The 26737-nt window shown below is 41.5% G+C and carries 24 protein-coding genes; 11 read left to right on the forward strand and 13 right to left on the reverse strand.

What is annotated here, in order from left to right; translation table 11 throughout:
- The 3 genes from AC622_RS21285 to AC622_RS16165 form a co-directional block, all read right to left on the reverse strand.
- Window positions 1–599 (reverse strand): GNAT family N-acetyltransferase (locus AC622_RS21285; protein ID WP_053103775.1); only part of this gene is annotated, 599 nt, incomplete at its 3' end.
- A 181-nt stretch (window positions 600–780) separates the two neighbouring features.
- Entirely contained in the window at window positions 781–1185 is a 405-nt protein-coding gene (locus AC622_RS16160; protein WP_049672004.1) for a hypothetical protein, read from the reverse strand.
- A 198-nt stretch (window positions 1186–1383) separates the two neighbouring features.
- Complete coding sequence (locus tag AC622_RS16165) at window positions 1384–1875, reverse strand: DUF5662 family protein (protein WP_049672005.1); 492 nt, start codon at window positions 1873–1875, stop codon at window positions 1384–1386.
- A gap of 254 nt (window positions 1876–2129) precedes the next feature.
- Between AC622_RS16165 and AC622_RS16170 the strand changes: the two genes are divergently transcribed.
- Complete coding sequence (locus AC622_RS16170; RefSeq protein ID WP_049672006.1) at window positions 2130–2603, forward strand: hypothetical protein; 474 nt, start codon at window positions 2130–2132, stop codon at window positions 2601–2603.
- Between the two features lie 282 nt (window positions 2604–2885).
- Here AC622_RS16170 and AC622_RS16175 read toward each other — a convergent pair whose 3' ends face one another.
- A complete protein-coding gene (locus AC622_RS16175; protein ID WP_049672007.1) occupies window positions 2886–4295 on the reverse strand; it encodes a SpoVR family protein in 1410 nt (469 codons plus the stop codon).
- Window positions 4296–4374: 79 nt separating this feature from the next.
- Window positions 4375–5364 carry a M14 family zinc carboxypeptidase gene (locus AC622_RS16180; RefSeq protein ID WP_082197181.1) on the reverse strand — a complete coding sequence of 330 codons (990 nt, stop codon included), beginning with the start codon at window positions 5362–5364 and terminating at the stop codon, window positions 4375–4377.
- 90 nt (window positions 5365–5454) lie between these two features.
- Here AC622_RS16180 and AC622_RS16185 point away from each other — a divergent pair, with 90 nt between their 5' ends.
- Window positions 5455–5700 carry a YhdB family protein gene (locus AC622_RS16185; protein ID WP_049672008.1) on the forward strand — a complete coding sequence of 82 codons (246 nt, stop codon included), beginning with the start codon at window positions 5455–5457 and terminating at the stop codon, window positions 5698–5700.
- A 111-nt stretch (window positions 5701–5811) separates the two neighbouring features.
- Here the strand turns inward: AC622_RS16185 and AC622_RS16190 are convergent, their stop codons facing one another.
- The 3 genes from AC622_RS16190 to AC622_RS16200 form a co-directional block, all read right to left on the reverse strand.
- Window positions 5812–7539, reverse strand: coding sequence for a phospho-sugar mutase (locus tag AC622_RS16190; RefSeq protein WP_049672009.1), 1728 nt, complete (start codon window positions 7537–7539; stop codon window positions 5812–5814).
- A gap of 117 nt (window positions 7540–7656) precedes the next feature.
- Window positions 7657–9198, reverse strand: a complete 1542-nt coding sequence (locus AC622_RS16195) for a carbon-nitrogen hydrolase family protein (protein ID WP_049672010.1) — start codon at window positions 9196–9198, stop codon at window positions 7657–7659.
- Window positions 9199–9534: 336 nt separating this feature from the next.
- Window positions 9535–11220: a glycoside hydrolase family 13 protein gene (locus AC622_RS16200; protein WP_049672011.1), complete on the reverse strand. Its 1686-nt coding sequence runs from the start codon at window positions 11218–11220 to the stop codon at window positions 9535–9537.
- Window positions 11221–11421: 201 nt separating this feature from the next.
- Between AC622_RS16200 and AC622_RS16205 the strand changes: the two genes are divergently transcribed.
- Both AC622_RS16205 and AC622_RS16210 read left to right on the forward strand, forming a co-directional pair.
- Window positions 11422–11856: a disulfide oxidoreductase gene (locus AC622_RS16205; protein WP_049672012.1), complete on the forward strand. Its 435-nt coding sequence runs from the start codon at window positions 11422–11424 to the stop codon at window positions 11854–11856.
- A complete protein-coding gene (locus AC622_RS16210; RefSeq protein ID WP_049672013.1) occupies window positions 11853–12317 on the forward strand; it encodes a thioredoxin family protein in 465 nt (154 codons plus the stop codon). The genes AC622_RS16205 and AC622_RS16210 overlap by 4 nt, the downstream gene beginning before the upstream one ends.
- Before the next feature lie 41 nt (window positions 12318–12358).
- On the opposite strand, the gene AC622_RS16215 is transcribed toward AC622_RS16210, so the two are convergent.
- Window positions 12359–13423 carry a sulfite oxidase gene (locus AC622_RS16215; protein ID WP_049672014.1) on the reverse strand — a complete coding sequence of 355 codons (1065 nt, stop codon included), beginning with the start codon at window positions 13421–13423 and terminating at the stop codon, window positions 12359–12361.
- Between the two features lie 374 nt (window positions 13424–13797).
- The gene (locus AC622_RS16220; protein ID WP_049672015.1) at window positions 13798–14190 is read right to left on the reverse strand and encodes a DUF5365 family protein; all 393 of its coding nucleotides are present in this window, start codon (window positions 14188–14190) and stop codon (window positions 13798–13800) included.
- A 108-nt stretch (window positions 14191–14298) separates the two neighbouring features.
- Between AC622_RS16220 and AC622_RS16225 the strand changes: the two genes are divergently transcribed.
- Window positions 14299–15189, forward strand: a complete 891-nt coding sequence (locus AC622_RS16225; protein ID WP_049672016.1) for an RluA family pseudouridine synthase — start codon at window positions 14299–14301, stop codon at window positions 15187–15189.
- Between the two features lie 81 nt (window positions 15190–15270).
- On the opposite strand, the gene AC622_RS16230 is transcribed toward AC622_RS16225, so the two are convergent.
- Window positions 15271–15525: a GlsB/YeaQ/YmgE family stress response membrane protein gene (locus tag AC622_RS16230; RefSeq protein ID WP_049672017.1), complete on the reverse strand. Its 255-nt coding sequence runs from the start codon at window positions 15523–15525 to the stop codon at window positions 15271–15273.
- A gap of 391 nt (window positions 15526–15916) precedes the next feature.
- Window positions 15917–16744, reverse strand: a complete 828-nt coding sequence (locus AC622_RS16235; RefSeq protein ID WP_049673026.1) for an aldo/keto reductase — start codon at window positions 16742–16744, stop codon at window positions 15917–15919.
- Between the two features lie 295 nt (window positions 16745–17039).
- Here AC622_RS16235 and AC622_RS16240 point away from each other — a divergent pair, with 295 nt between their 5' ends.
- From AC622_RS16240 to ald, 5 genes are all read left to right on the forward strand, one after another.
- Window positions 17040–19028 carry an LTA synthase family protein gene (locus tag AC622_RS16240; RefSeq protein ID WP_049672018.1) on the forward strand — a complete coding sequence of 663 codons (1989 nt, stop codon included), beginning with the start codon at window positions 17040–17042 and terminating at the stop codon, window positions 19026–19028.
- A 320-nt stretch (window positions 19029–19348) separates the two neighbouring features.
- Window positions 19349–19969: a DUF47 domain-containing protein gene (locus tag AC622_RS16245; protein WP_049672019.1), complete on the forward strand. Its 621-nt coding sequence runs from the start codon at window positions 19349–19351 to the stop codon at window positions 19967–19969.
- A 20-nt stretch (window positions 19970–19989) separates the two neighbouring features.
- Window positions 19990–20988: an inorganic phosphate transporter gene (locus AC622_RS16250; RefSeq protein ID WP_049672020.1), complete on the forward strand. Its 999-nt coding sequence runs from the start codon at window positions 19990–19992 to the stop codon at window positions 20986–20988.
- Window positions 20989–21130: 142 nt separating this feature from the next.
- Window positions 21131–22360: a PucR family transcriptional regulator gene (locus AC622_RS16255; protein WP_049672021.1), complete on the forward strand. Its 1230-nt coding sequence runs from the start codon at window positions 21131–21133 to the stop codon at window positions 22358–22360.
- Window positions 22361–22480: 120 nt separating this feature from the next.
- Window positions 22481–23614 (forward strand): alanine dehydrogenase, encoded by a 1134-nt coding sequence (gene ald / locus AC622_RS16260; RefSeq protein WP_049672022.1) that lies wholly within the window; start codon window positions 22481–22483, stop codon window positions 23612–23614.
- Between the two features lie 44 nt (window positions 23615–23658).
- Here ald and arcA read toward each other — a convergent pair whose 3' ends face one another.
- Entirely contained in the window at window positions 23659–24891 is a 1233-nt protein-coding gene (gene arcA, locus AC622_RS16265; protein ID WP_049672023.1) for an arginine deiminase, read from the reverse strand.
- Between the two features lie 351 nt (window positions 24892–25242).
- Here arcA and AC622_RS16270 point away from each other — a divergent pair, with 351 nt between their 5' ends.
- Window positions 25243–26619, forward strand: a complete 1377-nt coding sequence (locus AC622_RS16270) for a peptide MFS transporter (protein ID WP_049672024.1) — start codon at window positions 25243–25245, stop codon at window positions 26617–26619.
- Window positions 26620–26737 lie beyond the last annotated feature (118 nt).

The raw sequence follows: 26737 nt of genomic DNA on the forward strand, positions 1-26737 counted from the left end.
AATTTATTTGCACCCTCGATTATATTTTCTGTCGCAACTTCTACATAAGGACATTGAAACGAACGTAGTATAGTAAGTTCGCTAAATTTTTTAACTCTTTCATCCCAATTAGTAGGAAAAAAAGGTAGTGATGTACTATCTTCAAATTGATAAACGAGTAACTCAAAATTATAAGGTGCTGTATCTACCAATTTAAAGTGTTTCTTTAAAAAGATATCCTTGCTTGGTGTCCAAGAGGTTTCAGAATTTGTTACCACTACTACGCCTTGCTTAGAGCGTCTTTTTGCATCTTCAAGACAATTGTTAATTAGTTTAGTTCCATACCCTTTTCCAGTTTCACTTACCCAAAGACAATGGATTACCAAATAATTATCAGCGTGAACTACTCTTGAGGAACACTCTGCGTCAGTAAATTCAATAAAACCTACTTGTTTATTGTTATCAAATAATTGAATATACTTTAAGCCTTCCTCAAATCTTTCGTTTAGCCACTTATTTTTGTTAATGTATCCAAGCGAGTTTTTTTTACTTCTGAGACAATAACTCCCTATTCCTTCAAGGATTTTGGTATCTAGTTCAACAATTTGGATATCCGTCAAAAAACCTCCCTCCTCTTTATATATAACTACTATAACTACTTCTATTCGTTGTATTATTTTCCCTTTATTGGTTACTTCTTATAGAGCTATCCTGCCCCTTTTCTTCCATAAGGAGTTCAACAGAAAAGGGCATTAATCTTCTTGGACCAATGTCCCTTATAGTTGAAGAAGCGTGACTCAACTAATTAATAGATTCTTCCGTTTCCCTTACAATTACCCATTTATTTTTAATAAATCCCCAATTTTCTATGGTAAATAGTCTTGCTAATATAACCTCGTTTTTCGCAATTATCTGTTCATAAAATACCACTGCATTTTCATTATTTCTAAGACGAATAACTCTATTTTCAAACTTCTTTTCAGCCTCTAAAAAATGCATAACTGATTGCTTCATTCCAGTGACTGCTTCTTCTTTATCAAACATAATTGGTTTGTCATTTATACTTTTAAAAAATGCAACATAATAATCTTCAGTCATTCTATCTAATAAAGATGTGTCGCCTGAAATCATTGCTTCATTCCAATCAGCGATAAATTCATCGTGAACTTTAGTAAATTCATTTAATAATTTTTTTACTTCAGCCACTTTAAAAACCTCTCTTTCAATTATGTTTGTTTATTACACTCTACAACTCCCAAATTATTCCTTCTTCCGCCATCCTGCCCCTTTTGTACCAAAACGAGCTCAACATAAAAGTGCGTTAATTCTTCCTGGGAATTATGCACTCTTAATCGAACAATTAATTAATACACACTCCACCTGTTTAAGTACATTTTTCCAAAATCATGTTACCTTCTTTGATAATAAGGAAGTTTCCTTAGAGTCACCCTTCCTTCTGTTATTCAAAATGTATTCTAGCTCTTTCTTCGTGTCAGGATGCAGTATTATCCTATCAGTCAGGTTTAAAGTTGCTGGTTTTACCCTCCTGCCCCAATTTCTTGAAAAAGAACGCCAGTCACAAACCATTTCAAGTAAATACTTTTTTGGCATTGGTAAAGCTAGTTTCTTGTTCGGATCAACAACCCAATATTCCCAATGATGTTTGTTTTTGTGTTGATGATTCAGCCATGCGTATCTCCATCTTAATTCATCGTCTTCACTTAGTTGTTTACTTGAGAAAAATTTCTTTGCATACGGAGAAAATTCTTTTGGGGATAGTTTTGATAAATCGTGGGTAATTCCTTGGAGGTATAAACCCTCTTTCCAGCATTCAACAAGAACATTAATTTTATGGTTCAGTATGTATAAAATATTCTTCCAGTATCCCCTCAACATCTAAATTCCCCCTTAATCCAATGTAATATCAATCGGAGTAATCATAAAATCCTTCTAAAGCTAAACTGCCCGCTTGTTCACGAAGACACTCCCAATCCAATTGTACAGTAAAACGGATAGCAGCTTCCCTTTTTATTCAAAAGCAACAATCTTTACAAACAGCCTTTTAAAAAGAGGCCATTCATTTCTCAATAAACTTAACAATATAATTAATAAAACCATTAACCTCCTCTTCATAGAAAGGACGATGTACGATGAAAACTGGTTTATTGGCCATCATTTTAGGCTCGTTGTTCTCGATGGGCTTAGAAGGGTGCTTAGCCCAAAAGGACCTGATGAAAGAACGAACACTGGAGGGAATCATCGTTTCAAAGCCAGGAGATTTTACTGAGTTTGGTAATCCGAATGAGTTTGAGCCGATCGATTTATCAACGCTCGAGGCCTTTCAAGGGGTCATCGACCGAGCCGAGAAAATGGAAGGCACGGTTGAATTAGGCGATCCTGAATATGAAGTAAAAATCGAAGACAACCGTGGACGAAACCAAACTATCATGCTTTGGGTGGGAGAAGAAGGCGAAAAAAGCGCCTTGGCGGTCAAAGGGAACTCCTCCGTCATCTACACAGTCAGTGAAGAGGATACGGCCATCCTTCACCAATTGTTCGTTTCCCTCTTCGATACGACATATGAGACTTCCAATCGGCCTTTATGGAGTATCCAGAGGTTGTAGAAGACGCGCTCGAAGAATTACGGCTTGAAACCGAGGAAAAAGGATTACTGCTCTTTGAAGATTTTTCTCTTAGCCCTTACCGCATCTTCTATCTTCATCATTTATCCATTGGATCGGAGTGAGGTTTTATGCTATTTCTTTTCAAGTAGAAAGTAACTTATGTATCAAAAACAATACACTGGCAATTGAAAAGACCATCAAATAACCGTAGGGTTTTGATGGTCTCTTCAAGCATTTTCCTTATTTAAATCTAATTAATCAACAGTATTTATGACTTTTCACTCATAAATACTTCCGATTCACATTCTTCCCATCATAGCTGAACACAATCTCCTTGCCCTCCAACACCGTCTCAATATGAACCGTCCGCCCCCATAAATAATGAAGATGCGGCAATACCTTCTCCAAATACTTCACATCCAGCTCAATATCCTCAAACCAATGCTTCAAGTACAGCTCGCCGTTCTTGAGGTAATCCCCGTCATTAACCGTAATATACGGGAAGCCGCCGTTAACACGCATGCTGACGAGCTGGTCGCGCACAGATTTCCAGTCCTTATCGACGATCTTGTAATCGCGGCCTTTCTTCTGGAAGAGATACATATCCTCGCGCATGACCAGGTCCTTCGTGAGGTAATTGCGGAGGAAGGAAATATCTGATTCAATTTCGCGGACTTCAAACATTTTCTCGCGGCCAGAGTTTGGCTTGACGCCGCGCTTCTTCATTTCTTCTGTCGGGTTATTGTACCGCTCCTCGATGTCCTCAAAAATTTTGATGCCGAGGTAATACGGGTTGATTCCTGTCTTTGACGGCTGCACGACTCCTGCATTAAGCTTTGCGAATTCGATGGATTCCCCGCTCGTGAGATCAAGCTCGCGGAGGATGCGCTGATGCCAATAGCTTGCCCAGCCTTCGTTCATAATCTTTGTCTCCAGCTGCGGCCAGAAATAGAGCATTTCCTCACGCATCATCGTCAGGATATCACGCTGCCAATTTTCGAGTGTGCGGCTGTATTGTTCAATGAACAAAAGGATATCCTTTTCAGGTCTTGGCGGGAATTTCTTTGTCTTTTTCTTCTTCTCTGGCTTCTTGTTCGTATCCATGCTCCATAGATCATCATAGGGCGTGACAATATGAGGCGATTCATCCTCTGTATCCTCTTCATCCATCGTCCAGCTCAGCTTTGGCCGTAATAAGGATGGATCTATATGCTCTTCAATAGAGAGTACGGAGTCGAGGAATTTTTCCACTTCAAGCTTGCCGTATTCAATTTCATATTGCCTGACCCTTTCTGCAGTTGCGGCCATGCTTTCGACCATATCCCGTTTCGTGTTTGTGAAACGGATATTATTCTTAAAGAAATCGCAATGCGCCAACACGTGGGCAACAATCAGTTTATTTTGAATCAAGGAATTGCTGTCGAGCAGGAAGGCATAGCACGGGTTCGAGTTAATGACTAGTTCATATATTTTGCTTAAACCGACATCATAATGCAGCTTCATCTTGAAAAATTGTTTACCAAAGCTCCAATGGGAATATCGAGTCGGCATGCCGTAGGCACCAAAGGTATAAATGATTTCAGGTGGACAAATTTCATAGCGCATCGGATAAAAGTCGAGTCCAAATCCTTGCGCAATCTCGGTTATCTCTTTGATGGCATACTCTAAATTCTTGTGTTCATCTGCTATCATTTTCGTTACACCTCCACTATAAGTCCTTATATCAATGTATGAGGAAGTAGCCCGAAAATGACGCAAGCCTTCGTTATTTCTACCGCAAACGAAGTGCTTCCTTAAGGAGAATCCAGCCGATATCACGGTTTGCCTTCCACTCTGCTTCAAACTCCCGCAAAGGGACCTCCGTATTTTCTCGTTCAGTCCCGATTTCAATTGTCATCGCTGGGATTTTATATTCTTCAATTAGCCAATCCGTAAATCCAGACCCTACAGCATGTTTATCCGGCTTAGAGAGTCGATAGCCCGTTCTTTCCGCAACAATCTTGGCAATTCGGTAATCCCGGTCCTTCTGCAAGCCGTGCGTTCGATAATGCCAGAAGATTTCCTGACCTGTACTGTGATAGGCTGCGGAGATGGCCGGCCGAATTATTTTCGTAAATTCGGCAAGTGCCTCTGTTTCTGGCTCACTTAAAGGTGATTTTCCTTTATAGAATTGATAAGAGGGGCGCTGGATTCCCGTATTGATTTCCATCCACCCAGCCGGATATTGGCGGTTTAAATCCACTCCCCTTCCATTGGCCTTCCACTTGGTAAATGAAAAAGAAAGGTGATTCATTTTCCACAAACCTATTCGTTCCTTCCATGGAATGTCTGTGAAATCCCCTTGCTGGATTGCCACCCCGTCCGGATTGACCATTGGTACAATCCAGATGGTCCCTGCATCCAGTAACGGCGCCTCATTACTATCAGCGGCATAAAGAGCTGCCATCTTCATCAACAGCATTGAGGTCATCCATTCCCTCGCATGATGGGCACCGCTTAGCAGGATAACCTTCTTGCCTGTTCCGATTCTTACGGCATACAGCTCACGGCCATAGACAGATTTGCCAATCGAGCATAAAAAGATTTTATCCGGATATCGACTCTGAAGTAACACCAAGTCATGCTCCAAATCATTATATGTATAAGGAGAATCTGCCAAAGCGATTGTCGATTCCCCAAGCAGAAAATACATGAACAAGCTAAGCAGCAAGACCATTGGCAGTATGGCGCTTCTATACCTTCCGTACGTCAAGTTTCTCATTTAACAAACCGCCCAACTTTTACAGGGTGATAAAAAAGACCCTTTGAACAAACTATTGTTAACTCCTCGACATGAAGGAGAGTGATTACATTGAACAAGGTTGATTACGACCGGGCACTGTACTATACACACCGCTCAGAATGGGATAATCTCCTCATTCTGATGGTGCGGACGCATGACCACTTTTTGTCCAAGAAAATTGAACATTTCTTGCATGCCTATCACTTTTCGAAGGATTATCGCTCCATCGAAAAGACGCTGACTGACCTTTTGCAATATATTGACCACGCCACCTTCCTTCCTTATGAGGAAGAGTGGGCAAATCAAACATTCTAGTTATCGTTATTTTTTTCTGTGGTGGGAAAATTATACGGCTAAATGCGAACAATGCGAACAAGGCAAAAAGGAGAGTTGGCAGTAGCCAACTCTCCTTTGCATTACATAGGATTAGATTTGTTCAACCTTTTCCATCATTTCATTCATGAATTGTTGAAGTTTTTGTTCACTTGCTTGTTTGCTGTCATCCTTTACGGCAAAGTAGAACTTGATTTTAGGCTCTGTACCGGATGGACGCAAGCAAACCCATGATTCATCCTCAAAGAAATATTTGATGACATTGGACTTTGGAAGATGGATTTCAGATGTATTGCCTGTGGCGATTTCTGTTCTTACACTCTCTTTGTAATCCTCCACAGCTGTTACTTTTACACCGGACAGTGATGCAAGCGGAGTGCTTCGGAATTGGGAAAGTATGTGCTGAATCTTCTCAGCGCCTTCTTTTCCTTTCAGTGTTAAGGAACGCATGCCTTCTAAATAGTAACCATGTTTCTCATATAGATCTTGAAGGGCTTCATAAACGGTCTTGCCTTGGCGTTTGTAGTGTGCACAAATCTCAACGGCCATTACGGCAGCTTGGACAGCATCTTTATCGCGTGCAAAATCTTTAATTAAGGAGCCGTAGCTTTCCTCATATCCGAAGAGGAAGGCATATTCGCCGGATTCCTCGTATTGCTTAATTTTCTCCCCGATAAATTTGAAGCCGGTTAAAACATCCTCCGTCTTCATGCCATAGCTGGAGGCGATTTTACGGCCAAATTCAGATGTAACGATGGTTTTGAAGACAATCCCATTAGATGGAAGCTCGCCTTTTTCTTTCTTTTGGGAAAGAATATAGTCAAGGAATAATGCACCTGTCTGGTTTCCAGTCAATACGGTGTATTCACCGCTCTCATCTTTAACCGCCACACCAACACGGTCTGCATCCGGGTCTGTTCCCACAAGAATATCCGCATTTGTTTCCTTACCTTTTTGAATGGCAAGCTTAAATGCTGCATGTTCTTCAGGGTTTGGAGAAGATACAGTAGAGAATTCAGGGTCTGGAAGCTCCTGCTCCTTAACAACCGCTACATTCTCATAGCCGAGGTCAGCAAGGGCGCGGCGTACAGATAAATTCGCTGTACCATGAAGCGGGGTGAAGACCACATGCACATCAACTTCCTTAGACAAATTAGGCTGTTCAGAAATGGTTAATACCTTCTCATTGTAGGCATCATCCACTTCTGGTCCGATGATTTTAATCAACCCTTTATCCTGCAGGGATTTTTCGTCTTCTACCTTAATGGCTAATTCATTTTCAATCGCATTAACCAGCTCGATTAAATGGTCAGCATCAAGCGGTGGAAGCTGACCGCCATCTTCATTGTATACTTTGTAACCATTGTATTCAGGAGGATTATGACTCGCTGTAATGACAATTCCGCCGGCTGCTTTTAGATGGCGAACGGCAAAGGATAGCTCCGGAGTCGGGCGAAGGCTGTCAAATACAAATGCTTGAATGCCATTAGTCGCTAATGTCTTTGCAGCTTCCATTGCGAACTCAGGAGATTTGTGTCTAGAATCATACGCGATAACAACGCCGCGTTTCTTTGCTTCCTCACCATGCTCTCTGATATAGGAGGCAAAGCCTTGAGTCGCCTTACGGATTGTGTAAATGTTCATGCGGTTTGTACCGACGCCGATTTCTCCGCGCATACCGCCTGTGCCGAATTCCAGGTTCTTATAGAAAGCATCTTCAAGAGCTTTCTCATCATCTGCAAGAGCCGTCAATTTCTCTTGTAATTCTTTATCTAAATCCAGATAATCATTCCATTTTTTATAGGTTGCTTTCCAATCCATTTTGGTAACTCCTCCCAAATAAGACAACTTGTAATATACCTTAATATTACTAAAAATTACGCATAAAATGAATATTATTTAGAAATATCAATTATTTAAAAATATGGCAATTTTACATCATCTTTTATACTTGACTTCATACAAATCCTTCCGTCTGTCCTTCAGCTGACGAACTGTCCCGGAAAGACGCTGCCTTCTTAAGATTTCCAAATCGACATCGCCAATTAAGACCATTTCAATATTGGCATTCGTCTCCCCGACTACACCATCTCGGGCAAATTCAAAATCAGACGGGGCAAATATGCCTGATTGTGCATATTGAATATCCATATTCTCCGTCTGCGGGAGATTGCCGACCGTACCAGAAATGACGGTGTAAACTTGATTCTCTACCGCTCTTGCCTGCGCACAGTATTTCACGCGTAAAAACCCCTGCCGGTCCTCGGTACAAAACGGAGTAAAGATGATATTTGCTCCCTTATCTGTCGCTATCCGGGCAAGCTCTGGGAATTCTATGTCATAGCATATAAGCATGGAGATCTTCCCGCAGTCTGTATCAAATACATTCACTTCATCACCGGCGCTGATTCCCCACCACTTTCGTTCATTTGGCGTAATGTGAAGCTTGTACTGCTTCTCAATTGTTCCATCTCTTCTGAATAAATAAGCGATATTATAGATATTTTCATCCTTTTCCTTCACAAAGTGAGAACCGCCGATAATATTGATGTTATAGCGGACTGCAAGTGTTGTGAACAGCTCAATATATGGCTCTGTGAAGTCTGTCACCTTGCGTACTGCCTGGCTTGGTGATTTCTCATCCAAGAAGGACATCAGCTGTGTGGTCATGATTTCCGGAAAGACGGCAAAATCAGATTCCGCATCAGCTGCTACATCCACAAAGTATTCCACCTGGCTGGCAAAATCCTCAAAGGATGTGATTTTCCTCATCATATATTGCACGACACAGATACGCACCGGAAGGGCAGTCTTATAGAACCTTTTTGTTTGAGGATGGTAATCGACATTGTTCCATTCCATTAATGTCGCATACTTCTGGGAGGCCAGGTCATCCTCTAAGTAATTGGGATTAATACGCATTAAAGTAAATTCATTTAATAGCTGAAATGATAAAACGGGGTCATAAATTTTATGTAAACGCACTTGCTCCACATATTCTCTTGGGCTCATTTCGCTTGAATATTTATGATAATTCGGAATGCGACCGCCGATAATGATGCTCTTTAAGTTCAGCCTCCGGGCAAGTTCCTTCCTTTCCTCATATAAGCGATAGCCGACCTTCATCTTGCGGTATTTTGGGTGAACCATTACTTCGATTCCATATAAATTGTATCCATCCGGATTATGATTGGTGATATATCCGTCATCTGTAATATCGGACCAAGTATGACGGTCATCATATTCATCGAAATTGATAATCAAGCTTGAACAGGAGCCAATAATCTCACCATTCAGCTCCGCACAGAATTGTCCCTCTGGGAAAATCTCCAAATGGCTTTCTAAATGCTCTCTCTTCCAAGGCTCCATCCCAGGAAAACATATCGCTTGCAGTTTAATGATTGCATCAATATCCTTCCGCTGTGTCTGCCTGATCTCTAGCCTATGCTCAAACTTCGTTAAATCCAGCTCTTCAGTCATGAACCTTCACTCCTTCTTCCACCTTAACCCATGCTTCTTTTTTATTCCCATTCATTTTCCCTTTTCAGATTTTCTGTAAACCAGGTGGTATAAGTATTGCTCGGTTTATTCCATTTAGCTGAGAGGATTTCCTCCTCCTACTTTGTATGATGTAATAAATCGCCCTTAAATGACGACTCCTCAGATACTCTATTTTGATATTACAGGCTAACCAGAGCTGCTCCGAGTCTTTCTCTAGTCAAGCTGCTCCCCAGCTAAAAAAGCAGCCAATGCATCCATTCCTCCATCAAAAAAAGCGAAGCATACGCATTTTTAGCGTCTACTTCGCTTCCTTCTTTATTTCCTAAAATGATAGACAATCGACTCCCATGGGCGCAGGTTTGTCTCGCCATCGGCTGATCGTGACTCTACATCCTCATAGTTGCCAATTAATCGTTCACCCTTAAGTCCACTTAAGCTGTCCGGCCACTCCACAGTCAGCTCATCTGCAGTGAAGTTATTTAAAACTAGCAGGGTTTCATTCTCATAATGCCTCAAATAGGCAAATAGAGATGTGCTATCCTCGTGAATCAATTCAAAGCTTCCCTCTACCATGATAGGAAGGCGCTTGCGCATCGCAATCAATTCCTTGTAATAATAGAAAATGGAATTCTTATCTTCCATCGCTTGCTTCGCATTAATCTCATGGTAATTCGGGTTTACCCCAATCCATGGGGTTCCATCGGTAAATCCGGCATTTTCGCGTTCATCCCACTGCATAGGGGTGCGGGCGTTATCACGGCTCTTCGCATGAATCCCCTTCATTAATTCGACTTGGTCAAAGCCTTTGGCTATCCGTTCATTGTACATATTGATTGTTTCAATATCTCGATAATCTTCTATAGAAGGGAACTGGACGTTTGTCATCCCAATTTCTTCACCCTGATAAATATATGGTGTACCCTGCATAAAATGAAGGCAGGTAGCAAGCATTTTCGCAGATTCAACCCTGTACTTCCCATCATCTCCAAAACGGGAAACGACCCTTGGCTGGTCATGGTTATCCCAATACAGACTATTCCATCCGCGTCCATGGAGGTCCGTTTGCCATTTAGCAAGAATTTTCTTTAAGCGTACCAAATCAAGCGGCGCTACATCCCATTTTCCAAGAGGACCTGAATCGACATCCATATGTTCAAATTGGAATATCATATTAAGCTCCTTGCGTTCAGGGTTTGTATAAAGAACACCATGCTCCGGAGTTACACCGCCTGTCTCTCCTACTGTCATGATATCATAGCGGGAGAGAACCTGCTCATTCATCTCTTGGAGGAATTCATGTACTCTCGGACCATTCATATAGTACTGTGCACCAGAGGCATATTCGGATCCTGGCTCCACGTTTCCAACCGGCAGACCTGGAACCTTGGAGATCATGTTGATGACATCCATCCGGAATCCGTCTACTCCTTTATCAAGCCAGAATTTCATTAACTCATAAACTTCAGAACGGACTTTTTCATTCTCCCAGTTTAAATCCGGTTGCTTTTTGGAGAATAGGTGCAGATAATAATCACCAGTAGGTTCATTGTACTCCCATACAGAGCCGCTAAAGAAGGACTCCCAGTTATTCGGCTCCCTCCCATTCTTTCCATCACGCCATACATAATAATCTCGGTACGGATTATCCTTTGATTTCCGTGCCTCCACAAACCATGGATGTTCATCAGAGCTATGGTTAACCACAAGGTCCATCACGAGCCTGATGCCGCGTTTATGCATTTCATCAAGCATCCGCTCCCAATCCTCCATCGTCCCGAACTCATCCATGATTGCACGATAATCACTAATATCATATCCATTATCATCATTAGGAGACTGGTAGACCGGTGAAAGCCATACAACCTCCACCCCTAATGCTGTTAAGTAATCTAATTTTGCGGTAATCCCAGGAATGTCTCCAATGCCGTCTCCATTTGAATCCATGAAACTTCTCGGATAAATTTGATAAACAACTGCATCTTTCCACCATTGCTTTTCCAATTGCCTGCTCCTTTCTATATAAAAGATAGCCTATGCCTCCCAAACATATGAAGCGCTTACAAAAAAATCTTCTACTTTGAAACTCACAAACGATTCATACCAATCTCTCATGTTGTTCAGCACTTTATGTAAGAGTGTTTCTTTTTACAATACTATGATATCATACTATAATTTGAGAAAGAGACTAGAAGGCGGTATTAGATGAAAAAATTAATCAATCGTGAAAACGCGTTATTCCTCGCCTTTGCTGCAGGATTAATCGCAACGTTGGGAAGCTTATATTTTTCGGAAATTAAAGGATATGAGCCATGCACACTGTGTTGGTATCAACGGATTTTGATGTATCCGTTCACGATTATCCTCGCCATTGCCATCATCAAGAAGGATTATGAAATTGCGCTTTATACGAGTGTACTGTCATTCATCGGCGCATGTATATCCACCTACCATGTATTAATTCAAAAGGTTCCATATTTCACCGAAAAAGCAGCTTCATGCGGGCGGATTCCTTGTACAGGCGACTATATTAACTGGTTTGGTTTTGTGACCATCCCTGTACTCGCGCTCACAGCCTTTCTCATTATCTTTATCTGCAGTATCTATGTTTTGAAAACAAATAAAGGGGAGTCTAAATGAAAAAAGTATTCATCTTCTCTGCTGTAGTCATTTTAATTTTCGCTGTCATTGCCATCCTAACGAACCAGCAGAAGGCAGAAAAAACAGCTGGCAATCCGTATGGCACCAACAATCTCAAATCTTCCACCGTAGACCTGCTCGATGATGAGAACTATCAAAATATCATCACTCCAGATGAGTTAGACCAGAAATTAGAAGAAGAGGGATCAGCCATTGTTTACTTCTTCAGTCCCGAATGTATCCATTGCATGAATACGACACCAGTCCTCATGCCTGTAGCAGATGAAATGGACGAGCAAGTGGACCAATATAATCTGCTTGAATACGAGAATGGCTGGAATGAATTTAACATCCAGTCGACACCAACACTTGTGAAATTTGAAAACGGCAAGGAGACAAGCCGAATCGTCGGTGAACATTCAAAAGAAGAATTTGAGGAATGGTTCCAGGCCAATAAATAATCTAAAAACAAAGAGGCAGGGATTCCCTGCCTCTTTTCACGTTACTGTACTTCTACCTTCACATGGTCCATTGCATTATACCCATAACCCTTTCGATTCCAAAATGCCTTCCGTTCTTGGCTTCTGCCTGTGGAATCTGTTGCCTTTGATAGAATCGAATATTCCCCCTTACCTGGAGGAATCCATTCATATTGCCAGGAGACCCATTCATATGGCAAACCAGTTGAATGAATTCGGGCTTCATTCCAGCTCTGCCCATCATTCACACTAATTTGAACGCTCGTAATCATTCCCTCTCCCGTCCAGGCTATCCCCCTGATGGTCACCCTTCCACCGCTCAGTATCTCCATATCAAGCGGACTTTGGATCGTGGAGTTGATATTCTGCACAGTCACAGGATAAGAGCCCTCATCTGTGTCCTTGCTGGGATAATACATATAATCATTCGCTTGAAACGGGCCTTTGAATGCTGTTTCTATTACGCTGATTTGACGAATCCATTTGACTGAGGCCATCGCATACCACCCTGGCACAATCAGCCTTAATGGATATCCATGCTTATAAGAAAGCGGCTGACCATTGTATTCATAAGCTATCAGCGTATCTGGATGGATAGCCTTGGCCACGGGTAAGCTTCGAGCATATGGATAATCCTTCTTCGAATCCTTACGGAAACCATGATCATACCCTTTCACGACAATCTCTGATGCCTGGCTGCTGATTCCCGCCTGCTCAAGAATATAGACTAAGGGCACTCCCCTCCAATATCCTTGACTAATGGCTCCCTTTCCCCACTGCTCTCCATAGGTTTTCGGTTCAAACAGCCTTCTTTTATTGCCTGCACACTCAAGGGTGACTTTTAACGTCTTGGCAGGAAAACGATATAAATCAGGTAAAGATATGCTCCATGGTCGCTTGACTAAACCTCCGACAAGAAGACGGTAATTAGCCTGATTCAATGCTGGGTAAGCAAAGTGGTTTCGCCGGAAGAACTGATAGTTATTCATTGTATCACCCTGCAGGAATTCAAGGGGTGTCTCCTGATTCTCCGGTAATAATCCTCTAGTCGTCAATGACGGCTTAACGGTATATTTTCTCTCAGGCATACCTTCCTCCAGCTTGTCATGATTACTATAGATATATGTGCAATCCCCTTCTTTTAGACATAGGCGGCCTCTCCAAGAATTAAATTAAATACGTGTTGGCAGCCTTCGTTTATTCATTTGAAAGCATCAGTGGTCTGTCCTCTCCAATAATTGAACGAAAAAAGATTTGTGAAATGTATTTCGAAACTGAGGATAAGAATCGTTCGAAATAAAACTTGAAGAATGGCATGTCATAAAAAAGAATTAAGCCTTAATATTCATGGATTAAGGCATTTCACCTTATGCCTTAATAGTGTTAGTATAAATGTATTGCCAGTGGCCAAATAAAGAAATCCGCCTCCAAAACGATGGAAGCGGACTCAATGCAAGGTCTATTAAATTAAATACGTATTGGCAGCCTTTGTCGGGTGATCGGGTAAGTCTAAATCTCGTACATCCCCAAAAAACTGCTCATGATTGAATGGGAAAAACACCCCAAGTTCGTTCAGTATCCGTGAATTACGGTTGAATAACTCAACCGCTTTATCGGTTGTCTGATGTTCCTCTAGAATAATCAGGATTGTTTGCAGGCAAGCCATAATCTCAAAGGCACCCTTTAATGTGCCTGCATGGGAATTGGCACCCGGCAAGGCTAAAACGCTGTTCTTCTTAAAGACTTCAATATCAGCATCAGAGAAAAAACAAGGGAAAACTTCCTTATACAATCTGTTAACGGCATGACGCATTTCTTCTTCCTGCAATTGGAATGAACCTTGTACAATTTTCATGATGCATCAACCTTTCTATGGTGCAGGTGAACCAGCCCCTCACCTTTAAGATACCATAGATTAACAGAGGACTAATAATGATAAAGCTTGCGAAAATGAGGGAAACTTATGCTCGAAATAAATAAAACTGACAAATTTGCTAATATTGCTATACCCGATAATTGGAACGGCAGAACCATTGAAAATCTGTTGAAGGAAGAGCTTCATGTGCCGAAAAAAATGCTCCATCAATGGCGTATGAACAAGAGCCTATATTATAAGGAAGAAACTCATCCTTGGAGTGTAAAAATAACAGCTGGAGAGACTCTCTCCATCCCGATTTATGAAGAGGAGGAAAACCCTATCCCGCCTTTTGACCTCCCCCTCTCCATCCTTTATGAGGATGAGGATATTCTCGTCATCAATAAGCCAGCAGGCCTTAATACTCACCCGGTTAATGAGAAAGATACAAAAACACTCTTAAATGCTGTATCTCATTATTTCTTGGTCAAAGGCATCCAAACAAAGCCTCGGCATATTCACCGCTTGGATAAGGATACATCAGGGGCTATTCTTTTTGCTAAGCACGCCTATGCAGGCGCTCTTCTGGATGCAGCATTGGCAGAAGGCCTTATTAAGCGGACATATGCGGCACTCGTTTGCGGAATCGTCCAAAAAGAAGCTGGGACAGTGGACGCACCTATCGGCCGAGATCGCCATCGTGCAGGAAAAATGCGCGTCTCCCCTTCCGGTAAACAAGCCATCACCCATTATAAGGTAATAAAACGAATGAAGCCGGATCATCTGACACTCGTTTCTTGCCGCTTGGAAACTGGACGCACCCATCAAATACGTGTTCATATGAGCCATATTGGACATCCTCTTGCTGGTGATGTGCTCTATGGAGGAAGAAAGTACGCCCATATGAACGGCCAGGCCCTTCATGCGTACAGGCTTAATTTCCTGCAGCCATTAACAAGGCAGAAGCTTCAGGTAGAAAGTCCGCTTCCTTGGTCATAGCCATACAATAAAAAGCGCTCAAGGAATTTCTCCCTCGAGCGCTTCAAGCATTTCCGATAAGAACCTTTATTCATGTATTTGTTAAGCTGTTTTGCTAACAGCTTTCATAATCATGCTGACGATGAAAATCAAGATAATCGCACCGATTAACGCTGGGATAATCGCATAGCCTGCAAGAGTTGGTCCCATTTCACCAAAGATTGCTGTACCCAACCAAGAACCAACGACACCCGCGATGATATTACCGATGATGCCTCCTGGTACGTCACGACCAATGATCAAGCTTGCTACCCAACCTAATAATCCACCTACGATTAATGATATAATAAATTCCATGTTTATTTCCTCCTTAAATTTTTATCAATTTGGCCTTTTAAGCCATAACCTAGATATTTCCTGTTTCAAAGAAAGTCTTTCTAGAACTCATCATTAGAGTTTGCCGACCGGCTTATTTATATCCCTAAATTCGAGTGACTTGATTTTAACTTTATTATTCCTTTGATGTGATCATTCAATTCCATGAATCAGGTTCTATCGAGTATTCAATAACGGCGCCGTTTGTACTCTATAAATTCCCGAGATTACCGCCCTTAAACATTTATGCCAAAGATTTCATTTTTAATTTTGTAAGTAGATTAGACGGTTGAAGGGAAGGGTATAGAGGATATTTTGGTGTGGCAGATGAAGTTAAATCATAAAAAAAAGAGGGAATGACTCCCTCTCTTCCTTAAAACTTAAAATGATCTGGATGCTGACCAAATCGTTCATTCATATTTAATTGATTCAACACCTTCATGTCTTCCGGACTCAACGTAAAATCAAAAACATCCGCATTCTCGACGATTCGTTCTGGGGTCACCGACTTAGGAATAACCACCAGTTCGTTTTGCAAATGCCATCTAATAATAATCTGAGCAGGAGTCTTCCCATGCTTCTTAGCCAAATACTCAATGGTCGGCTCCTTAAGCAAGTGGCCTCGGCCAAGCGGCGACCATGATTCTATTTGTATATTCTTCTCTTGGCAATAGTCTCTGAGCTCTACTTGTGTCAAACGAGGATGAAGCTCCACTTGATTCACCGCAGGTACGAGCGAGCTCTTCTCTAAAAGCTTGTCCAAATGATGGATTTGGAAATTACTTACTCCAGCTGCCTTGATGAGGCCTTCCTCATATAATTTCTCAAACGCTCTCCAAGTATCAAGGAACCGGTCTCCAACCGGCCAGTGAATTAAATATAAATCTAAATATTCGACATCAAGCTCCTTTAGTGTTTTCTTGAATGCATTCAAGGTGGATTCATAGCCCTGATCTGTATTCCATACCTTTGAGGTGATGAAGATATCCTCTCTATTAAGACCTGAAAGCTTGATTCCTTCTCCAACACCTGATTCATTTTGGTAGAAGGATGCGGTATCAATCAGTCTGTATCCAGCTTTAAGGGCTGTTTCCACTGCTGTTGTTACTTCTGTTCCATTTTCTGCTTTGTACACACCTAATCCGAATTGGGGCATTTTAACTCCATTATTCAATCGTACACTTGTCTCAATCGTCTTCATATTTTCCACCTCTTTTGAATATTTATGTAATTTAAGCCAACAGGAGACTTCCACCCTCCTATCCTATATACTATAAGTAATATGTCTAGATTGCATATATCTGAACTTATGAAACACTTAATAGATGACAAAAACTGATACAATGCGTAGTTTGCTGGGTGATTTGTCGATGAACTGCCATTTGACTTTTCCGAGATTCAGTTTATAATTCAATATTGTTATTCCTTTTTATCGTGAATTTTACAGGCATTTTAAGATGCTAAATTCCTATATTTTTAAACTTAGAGGTGAAACAATGCGTGCATTTAACAACACACTAAAGAATAGTGTAAGTGGACCTGTTGGTTTCCTAATTGTCGCTGTCGTCCTATTTTGGATCAAGACATATGCAGGGTATGTTGTAGAATTCAATTTAGGAATATCCAATTCGATGCAGGAGTTCTTGCTTCTGTTTAACCCAATAAGCACAGGTGTTATTTTCTTTAGTTTAGCTTTATTCGCCAAGGGCAGAAAATCATTCATCTGGATGATTATCATCAACCTTTTGCTATCAATCGTACAGTATGCCAATATTGTCTACTATCGATTCTTTAATGATTTCATTACTTGGCCGACTTTAACACAAACATCTAATATCAGTCTTGACGGAGGGATGATGGGAAGCATTGCTGAATTGCTTCACATTTATGACCCACTGTATTTTGCAGATACAATCATTTTGATCCTTTTAGTTGTTTTCAAGAAATTTAAACCAAGCGAAGGAAGACTTAAGTTCCGCAAAACTGCTGCTGTCATGGCGACCGGTGCGGCACTCTTGGTCATCAATATCCTGCTTGCTGAAATTGACCGTCCACAATTATTGACTAGAACGTTCGACCGCAACTACCTTGTGAAATATTTAGGGACGTACAATTACACCATCTATGATGGATTGAAAACAATGAAAACTACCGCACAGAAAGCTTCGGCGGATTCTGATGACCTAGTTGAGGTACAGAACTTCGTACAGGCTAATTATGCTGAACCGAATGATAAGTATTTCGGTATAGCAGAAGGAAAAAATGTCATTTATATTCATCTTGAGTCCTTTCAGAATTTCTTGATTGACTATCAATTAAATGGAGAAGAAGTCACGCCATTTATTAACTCAATGGCTAGAGACAAGAATACCTTGTATTTCAATAACTTCTACCATCAAACAGGACAAGGTAAGACATCTGACTCAGAGATGCTGCTTGAGAACTCCCTGTTTGGATTGCCTCAAGGATCTGCTATGACAACGAATGGTACGAACACCTATCAGTCTGCAGCAGCCATCTTAGAGCAATCGAAAGGCTACTCTTCTGCCGTCTTCCACGGAAATACGAAGACATTCTGGAATCGTGATGAAATTTATAAGTCATGGGGTGTCCAAAACTTCTTCGATTCCAGCTATTATGATATGAATGAGGAGGATGTTGTTAGTTACGGTCTAAAGGATAAACCGTTCTTTGAACAGTCTATGGAGTATTTAGAATCACTCCCACAGCCGTTCTATACGAAATTCATTACTGTAACACACCACTTCCCATACACGATTGATGAGGAAGACGCAACAATCGGGCCAGCTGCAACCGGTGACGGATCTGTAGACCGTTACTTCCAGACAGCCCGCTATATGGACGAAGCCATTGAGGAATTCGTTCAAGACCTGAAAGAATCTGGTCTATACGACAACTCTATTCTAGTATTCTACGGTGACCATTATGGAATTTCTGAAAACCATAATGAAGCAATGGCTGAGATTCTCGGTCAGGAAGAAATCACTGAATTTGATAACGCTGAGCTTCAAAAAGTACCACTTCTTATCCACATCCCTGGAGTAGAAGGCGGCGTTCAATCTCAATATGGCGGTCAAGTTGACCTGCTTCCAACACTCATGCACTTGCTTGGTGTTGAATCAGATGATTATATTCAATTGGGTACTGACCTTCTATCAGAAGACCATAATGAAATCGTACCATTCCGTAATGGTAACTTTATGAGCCCTACCATCAATAAGATTAATGGTAAGTTTTATGACTCTGAAGGTAATTTGATGGAAGAAACAGAAGAAGCCTCCCAAATGGCAGATTACGCACAGACCATGCTTGATATGTCTGATAAGGTCATCTATGGTGATTTATTGCGATTCTACAAACCAGATGGATTCACGGCTGTAGATAGATCTAAATATAATTATAATATTGACCAAGGTGAATCCACTGATTCACCTGCGACAGAAGAAACAATGGAAACCGAATAAAAGATAAAGGCAGCTGCACACCGGATGCTTCTGGTGAGTCAGCTGCCTTTTTGTATTTTCTGGTTCAAATCACCTTGATTGGGTACAATACCTTTATGCAAAAACCATCGGAGATCCGTTTAATCAGGTTTTAAATGTTACAAATGTTACAGAAGATTACCTTAATGTAAATTCATTGTAAATGAATATTACGTTAAACATACTTATTGTAAAGATTTTATGAATTACACATTTTTTCTTTTCAACAGTTTCCAAAAGGATTAAAATTAGTTAGCGTCAAAAAAGTTATTTTTTATTGTCGAAAGAAAGTGGAGGTAATTATGGTATTCAAATCAAAAAAGGACAAATTCGCAGTCATGCTGTTGAACATTTCCTCAAACTTAAAAGAGGCTTCTGATTATTTTGCTGACTATAAATTAAAGAACATTAGCGACTTAAAAATATTCGCCGATACAATGAAGCAATATGAAACAACTGGAGATGAGCATGTTCATGAAGTAATCAAAGAATTGAACAATGCCTTCATTACGCCAATCGAGCGTGAAGACATCTTAATGCTTGCCATGACAATGGATGATGTTCTTGATGGATTAGAGCACTGCTCTGCCCTTTTTGAAATGTATTCAATCGTGAATGCAAATGAATACATGCTTAAATTTGTAGATGAGATTCGCAATGCAGCACACGAAATTGATCGTGCGGTTGACTTGCTGACAGTGAAGAAATTGAACGATATCCGTCCAATCGCTATCAAGATCAAGGAACATGAGTCCGATTGCGATACATTGCACCGTCAATCTGTTAAACATTTGTTCAGTGTTGAGAAGGATCCTATCCGTATCATTCAATATAAAGAAATTTACGAGAACCTTGAAGAGATCGCAGACTACTGCCAATCCGTAGCGAACACACTTGAAACAATCGTTATGAAAAACGCTTAATGAAAGGTTTTTAAACAATCATGGATACATTATTAATTATAACCGTCTTAATCGTGATCTTAGCCTTGTCTTTTGACTTCATTAACGGGTTTCACGATACAGCTAATGCCATTGCTACTGCGGTTTCAACGAAAGCTTTAAAACCAAGACATGCTATTTTGATGGCCGCTATCATGAACTTTGTCGGTGCGATGACATTTACAGGGGTTGCGAAAACCATTACAAAGGATATCGTGGACCCATTTACATTAGATAACGGCTCTGTCGTCATCATGGCTGCATTGATTTCAGCTATTGCCTGGAACTTAATTACATGGTATTACGGAATTCCAAGCAGTTCCTCCCATGCCATCATCGGATCCATTGCTGGTGCAGCAATCGCCGCTGCCGGCTTTGGCGCGATTCATTTTGATGGATTCATAAAGATTATCTTTGCCTTATTATTCTCACCAATCATTGCCTTTGTTGTCGGATATATTGTCTACAGCATATTCAAGATTGTCTTTAAAAACAATAATCTAACGAAGACGAATAAGCGTTTCCGTTACCTGCAAATTGGAACGGCTGCCCTGCAGGCTTATTCCCATGGTACAAATGATGCCCAAAAAGCAATGGGAATTATCACCCTTGCTCTCATCTCCAACGGGTTTGTAACATCTACAGATATCCCGACTTGGGTTCAAGTATCCTGTGCGACGGCAATGGGGCTTGGTACATCTGTCGGCGGTTGGAGAATTATTAAAACCGTAGGCGGCAATATTATGAAAATCCGCCCAATCAACGGTGTAGCAGCTGATATGTCATCTGCAGCTATCATTTTCGGTGCAACCTTCATTCACCTTCCTGTCAGTACGACACACGTCATTTCCTCATCCATCATGGGTGTGGGTGCGTCACATCGTGTCAAAGGAGTTAAATGGAGTACGGCACAGCGTATGATCATCACTTGGATTATCACAATGCCAATCGCAGCAACACTTGCTGGGATTATATACTTAATCTTGGATTTATTCTTTTAATCATATCGGGTATCCTTTCCTAAATGGAAGGGGTACCTTTTTTTGTGCCAACTGTCCTCAACAGCTCCAATAATTTCTCCTACATCCACTTCCATTTCCTGTATAATATAATTATATTGGATACATTAAAGGAGCATAAAAGATGGAGAAGGAATTTCATTCAAAGGATTATTTCAATGAAGTGTACGCTAACTTGGATGAATTCGCAGAGCAGGTCAGCACCCTCATTGGCTGCCCGATTACGATAGAAGATTCAAGTCACCAGCTTCTTGCATATAGTACTCACAGTGATATCACTGATGAGGCCCGAATCCTCACCATCATGGGACGAAGAGTACCAGAGAAAGTCATCAATGCCCTCTGGAAGGAAGGAACAATCCCTGCCCTGCTCGGCAGCAGCGAGCCCATTATCATCCCCCAAAAACAGCAGATTGGATTAGGCAAACGAGTTGCCATATCGATTCGAAAGAATGAGAATGTCCTCGGATTTATTTGGGCTGCCCTTAATTCAGAATCAGACCTTACAGCTGAGGAACTCAACATTCTAAAATTAGCCGCCAAGGAAGCCAAAAATCAATTATTGCTCGTCCAGTCGCGAAGGAAACGAAAAGAAGAAAGCTATCAGGAATTCTTTTGGAAGCTGCTCACCGGCCATTATGCTTCTGAGAGGGAGCTTCGCACTCAATTGGCGCGTTTCTCTTTTGTTCTTCCACCCCAATACTGTATCATTGCCTTTCAATTTGAGCAGGTCATAACAGCAGATACGGAAAAGCATATTCAATACCTAGTCAACACCACTCAAAAGGTAAACACGATTTTCCAAACTGTTGACTCTGACAAGTTCATCCTGCTGGGCGATTCCTCAACTCCTGATTCATCCCAAGCAATCAGCTCTTTTATTAAATCATTTATAGACAATATGCAGGAGCGCTTTGGCATCCGGGTGGCAGCAGGTGGATTCGGTAGAAGCTGCAGCCAGCTCATTGATGCTCAAATAAGCTATATGGAAGCCATTAGCGTCATCAATCTCAAGAAGAGATACAAACAAGAACTCGCCGCCATCTTTGATTACAACCTGCTCGGCATCTATCAATATCTTGAAACTCTCCATAAACAGCATTCAAGCCAGCATCAATTACCAGAAGGTCTTCGTATTTTGAATGAATATGACTTAAAACACCAGACAGACCTGTTTTATACGCTTGAAACCTTTTTAACTGAACCGAATGAGGCAGCATCACTCCTCCATATTCACTCCAATACCTTATCCTACCGCTTAAGAAGAATCTCAGAGATCAGCGGTTATGATTTAAAGGACACGAATATACGAGCCTATCTCTTAATTGAATTCAAGCTGGCAAGATTTGAATAAAGCGTTTAAGATTTGTCTTTTTTCACAAATTGTTCTTTTTTCTTTTTCTCTTTTTCACATATAATTATCTGAAAATTACTATTATAATATTGGTACAAACGTATGTCTGGAGGAGAAGAAATGCGAATTGGAATACCTAAAGAAATCAAAAACAACGAAAACCGAGTTGCCATCACTCCAGCGGGTGTATTAACCTTCACAAGCGCCGGCCATGAAGTATTGGTCGAAACATCTGCCGGTCTTGGCAGCGGATTTACGGATGCTGATTATGAAGCAGCGGGGGCTGTGATTACAAATGTTCAGGAAGTATGGACAAGAGCAGAAATGGTCATGAAAGTAAAGGAACCTATTCAAGAAGAATACCATTATTTCCGGCCTGGCCTTATCCTATTCACATACTTGCATTTAGCGGCAGAACCAGCCTTAACGAAGGCATTAATCGATAATCAAGTCTTCTCAATTGCCTACGAAACCGTCAAGAGCGGAAATAAACTCCCATTGCTGACACCAATGAGCGAGGTCGCAGGCAGAATGGCAGCCCAGATTGGAGCCCATTTCCTCGAAAAGCCGGAAGGCGGCAAAGGGGTTCTTCTAAGCGGAGTTCCTGGAGTAAAGCGTGGTAAGGTTACGATTATTGGAGGCGGGGTTGTAGGCATGAACGCTGCTAAAGTGGCTATCGGTCTTGGGGCAGATGTCACCATTATCGACCTTAACCCAGACCGTCTGCGTGAGATTGATGATATATTTGGCAACCAAGTCTCAACCTTGATCTCTAATACACTCAATATTGCCAACGCCATTGCTGAATCAGACCTCGTTATCGGAGCTGTCCTCATTCCAGGAGCAAAGGCGCCTAAGCTTGTCACAGATGCAATGGTCCAAGCCATGACACCTGGTTCTGTGATTGTGGATGTTGCTATCGACCAAGGAGGTATTTTCGAGACAGCTGACCATATATCCACACATGACCAGCCAACTTATGTGAAGCACGGAGTTGTTCATTATGCCGTTGCCAATATGCCAGGTGCTGTCCCTCGTACTTCTACGATAGCCCTGACAAATGTGACGATTCCTTATGCCGTTCAGATCGCTAATAAAGGTGCCCTAAAGGCCGTACAAGAGAATCCTAGCCTTGCTGAAGGCGTAAACACCCTCAATGGACATGTTACGTATGAGGCGGTTGCACGCGATCTAGGCTATGCCTATAAACCACTTAAAGAAGCTAGTGCCCATCATCCGGTACAGCCGGCATAATAAATCAAAGGCCGCCCATCATATGATGGACGGCCTTCTTTCATTCAGCTTCTAACCAGCGGCATACTCATGCAGCGCGGGCCCCCCCTGCCTCTAGAAAGCTCTGCGCTTGGAACCTCAATGACCTCAATCCCATACTCCGTTAAAAGCTCATTAGTAACCTGATTACGATCATAGGTGATGACCACTCCAGGGGCAATAGCCAGTGTATTAGATCCGTCATTCCATTGCTCTCTTGGCGAGAAAATCGAATCTCCTCCTCCACATGGAATCAGAGCTATTTCCGGTAAATACAAGGCCTCCTTCAAGGTCTCTGATAAATTTGTTCTCCTTGCTATCTGCACCTCGTTCTCACTATCGAGCTCAAGCAGGAAAATATTCATTTGTCCATTTAATCCTTCAATTTCCGGATGAATCGTAAATTTATCCTGGTCCACCATCGTGAATACCGTATCTAAGTGCATAAAAGCCCGTTTCTTTGGTATTTCAACCGCCATAACCTTCTTATAGGAATTATCCGCTCCAAGCAGATTATGAGCCAATTGCTCAATCGCCCTTGCTGATGTGCGTTCGCTAACGCCAATAGCAACAACCTCCTCGCTCAAGACAAGAATATCCCCGCCTTCCATTGCAAATGGATAAGTGCGCTGCAGCCATTGTGGATGATGATTTATACAATAATTCGGATGATACTTCATAATGAATTCCCAAAAGAGCGATTCTCGTTTCCGTGCTGATGTCGACATCTTATGAATGGTCAAGCCCTCTCCTATAACAGCTGCTGCATCCCGCGTGAAATACAGATTTGGAAGCGGATCAATATAGAAAGGATAATGGGCAGACAATAAGTCATCTAAATGAAGCTTTTGATAATGGTCAAGATCTTTCTTGAGAACTCCCTCCATCAATTTCTTGACCAGCTCTGTTGGAGGAAGCGAATCCAAATATTCCCGCAATGCCTTGTATCCTTTATGCAGATGATTCTTGCTTTCCTTCAAAAAAGCCTCAATTAACTCTCCTTTTACCACCTCATCGAGAAGGGATTCTTCTACCAATTTTTCCAAATAAACCACTTCTGTTCCCCGCTCCTTCAAAACAGCAGCAAAGGCATCATGCTCCTTTTGCATAGTAGGTAAGAAAGGAATATCGTCAAATAACAGCCTCTCCATATTAGATGGAATAAGATGTTCTATTTCCTTCCCTGGTCTGTGTAATAGTACGCGTTCAAGCTTCCCTATTTCCGTCGTGACATGAAGACTCTTTCTCGTTTTCTCCAAACAAAGACCCCCTTGACTTCCCTATTCTTTCCTTTTAGTTTACCATAATATTTTTCCCATTTCTGGATACAACTTGAATTAAAGAGTCCAATTTATGTAAAAACGAAAATACGCTATATTGACATAAAAATATGTGGTAAACTAATCACAGTTTTTCCTTTGTATAAATATACAGATGAAAGCTGTATGAGCGACCTGTTTTCAAGGAAATTTCATAACCTAGCCAAATTGTTGAATATTTATGAATATTTTTATTTTGGTAAAGCGTTAAAAAATGATTGTTTATTTGGCTAAATTTTTTTACAATAACATTTGTATATTTTTAATGAAGGATAAGGAGAGGTTAAATTTATGTCAGCAAATGCTCAGGCACTAAATAATAAAAAGCATCCTCCCGGGCTCTACCTGCTATTCCTGACAGAAATGTGGGAAAGGTTCAGCTACTACGGTATGCGTGCCATCTTAATTCTATATTTAACAACAGAGCTTGTTAGCGGCGGTCTAGGAATTGACAGCTCAGTCGCACTAAGCATCTATGGTTTCTATACTGGGGCCGTTTATTTCACTCCGCTTGTCGGCGGATGGTTAGCAGACCGCTACTTAGGTCACCGTCTATCCATCACAATCGGCGGTACCTTAATGGCACTAGGGAATATTGCCCTTTTTGCTCACCAAAGCAGATTGGCCTTATTCATTGGATTGCTTTTAATGATCATTGGTAATGGTTTCTTCAAACCAAACATCTCTACATTGCTTGGAGATTTATATAAAGGGAATGAATCCCGCCGTGATGCTGGATTCACAATCTTCTACATGGGAATTAACCTCGGTGCATTCTTTGCTCCATTATTGATTGGTTTCCTTTCTGAAGACCTATTCGCTTCTACAGTGAACGGTGTTATGCACTACGGATTCCGTTACGGATTCTTGGCTTCTGCAATTGGTATGATTATCGGTCAAGTAATCTTCAACCTTTTAGCGAACAAATACCTTGGCGACATTGGTAAACGTCCTGCTACTATTGAAGTGGCAGACGGCAAGGAAATTAAAAACAACAAGCCGCTTACTCGCGGTGAGAAACAACGCACATGGGTTATTATCATCATCACTTGCTTTGTCGTGTTCTTCTGGGCTGGTTTCGAGCAAGCAGGAAGCTCTTTAACCCTTTATACAAAGGACTTCGTTGATCGTGAAGTATTCGGCTGGACGATGCCAATCTCTTGGTTCCAATCATTAAATCCATTCTTCATCGTACTATTGGCACCGGCTATTTCCGCCCTTTGGGTGAAGCTTGCAAACTCTAAACGCGGAGATATCCCAGTACCGACTAAGATGGCTATGGGTATGATTACACTAGGTTTAGGTTATATCGTTCTTCTATTCGCGGTATTCCAAACAGGTAACGATGCTGCGACAATGGCACAAAAAGCGAACATGATGTTCATCATCGTGACTTACTTGATGCACACACTCGGTGAGTTGTTCTTATCACCAGTTGGTCTTTCTTTAGTAAGTAGAATCGCTCCAGTGAAATTAGCTTCCTTGCTTATGGGTGTATGGCTTGCCTCTTCCGGTATTGCAAACATTCTTGCTGGGCAGCTTGCAGCGTTCACTCAATCACTTGGATACTTTGAAGTATTCGCCGTGATCGGCGGATTGGCAATCTTCTTCGGTCTATTGCTATTGGCATTGTCTAAGAAGCTTGTTGCTATGATGGAAACAGAATAATGGATTCTATAATCGAGTAGGAGGGGGCGACTAACCCCCGACCTCTCAGACCACCGTACGTACGGTCCCGTATACGGCGGTTCAATCAAGTTGATGACGCAAGGTTTCATACCGACCT

Source organism: Bacillus sp. FJAT-27916 (assembly GCF_001183965.1).
Classification (GTDB): Bacteria; Bacillota; Bacilli; order Bacillales; family Pradoshiaceae; genus Pradoshia.

Excerpts from the sequence above, each read along its gene's own strand:
- ald (WP_049672022.1), top strand. The coding sequence starts at position 22,481 with ATGCGAATTGGAATACCTAAAGAAATCAAAAACAACGAAAACCGAGTT.
- AC622_RS16245 (WP_049672019.1), top strand. The coding sequence starts at position 19,349 with ATGGTATTCAAATCAAAAAAGGACAAATTCGCAGTCATGCTGTTGAAC.
- AC622_RS16210 (WP_049672013.1), top strand. The coding sequence starts at position 11,853 with ATGAAAAAAGTATTCATCTTCTCTGCTGTAGTCATTTTAATTTTCGCT.
- AC622_RS16215 (WP_049672014.1), bottom strand. The coding sequence starts at position 13,423 with ATGCCTGAGAGAAAATATACCGTTAAGCCGTCATTGACGACTAGAGGA.
- AC622_RS16235 (WP_049673026.1), bottom strand. The coding sequence starts at position 16,744 with ATGAAGACGATTGAGACAAGTGTACGATTGAATAATGGAGTTAAAATG.
- AC622_RS16165 (WP_049672005.1), bottom strand. The coding sequence starts at position 1,875 with ATGTTGAGGGGATACTGGAAGAATATTTTATACATACTGAACCATAAA.
- AC622_RS16180 (WP_082197181.1), bottom strand. The coding sequence starts at position 5,364 with ATGAGAAACTTGACGTACGGAAGGTATAGAAGCGCCATACTGCCAATG.
- AC622_RS16270 (WP_049672024.1), top strand. The coding sequence starts at position 25,243 with ATGTCAGCAAATGCTCAGGCACTAAATAATAAAAAGCATCCTCCCGGG.
- AC622_RS16255 (WP_049672021.1), top strand. The coding sequence starts at position 21,131 with ATGGAGAAGGAATTTCATTCAAAGGATTATTTCAATGAAGTGTACGCT.
- AC622_RS16240 (WP_049672018.1), top strand. The coding sequence starts at position 17,040 with ATGCGTGCATTTAACAACACACTAAAGAATAGTGTAAGTGGACCTGTT.
- AC622_RS16250 (WP_049672020.1), top strand. The coding sequence starts at position 19,990 with ATGGATACATTATTAATTATAACCGTCTTAATCGTGATCTTAGCCTTG.
- AC622_RS16230 (WP_049672017.1), bottom strand. The coding sequence starts at position 15,525 with ATGGAATTTATTATATCATTAATCGTAGGTGGATTATTAGGTTGGGTA.
- AC622_RS16170 (WP_049672006.1), top strand. The coding sequence starts at position 2,130 with ATGAAAACTGGTTTATTGGCCATCATTTTAGGCTCGTTGTTCTCGATG.
- AC622_RS16190 (WP_049672009.1), bottom strand. The coding sequence starts at position 7,539 with ATGGATTGGAAAGCAACCTATAAAAAATGGAATGATTATCTGGATTTA.
- AC622_RS16220 (WP_049672015.1), bottom strand. The coding sequence starts at position 14,190 with ATGAAAATTGTACAAGGTTCATTCCAATTGCAGGAAGAAGAAATGCGT.
- AC622_RS16195 (WP_049672010.1), bottom strand. The coding sequence starts at position 9,198 with ATGACTGAAGAGCTGGATTTAACGAAGTTTGAGCATAGGCTAGAGATC.
- AC622_RS16175 (WP_049672007.1), bottom strand. The coding sequence starts at position 4,295 with ATGATAGCAGATGAACACAAGAATTTAGAGTATGCCATCAAAGAGATA.
- AC622_RS16205 (WP_049672012.1), top strand. The coding sequence starts at position 11,422 with ATGAAAAAATTAATCAATCGTGAAAACGCGTTATTCCTCGCCTTTGCT.
- AC622_RS16225 (WP_049672016.1), top strand. The coding sequence starts at position 14,299 with ATGCTCGAAATAAATAAAACTGACAAATTTGCTAATATTGCTATACCC.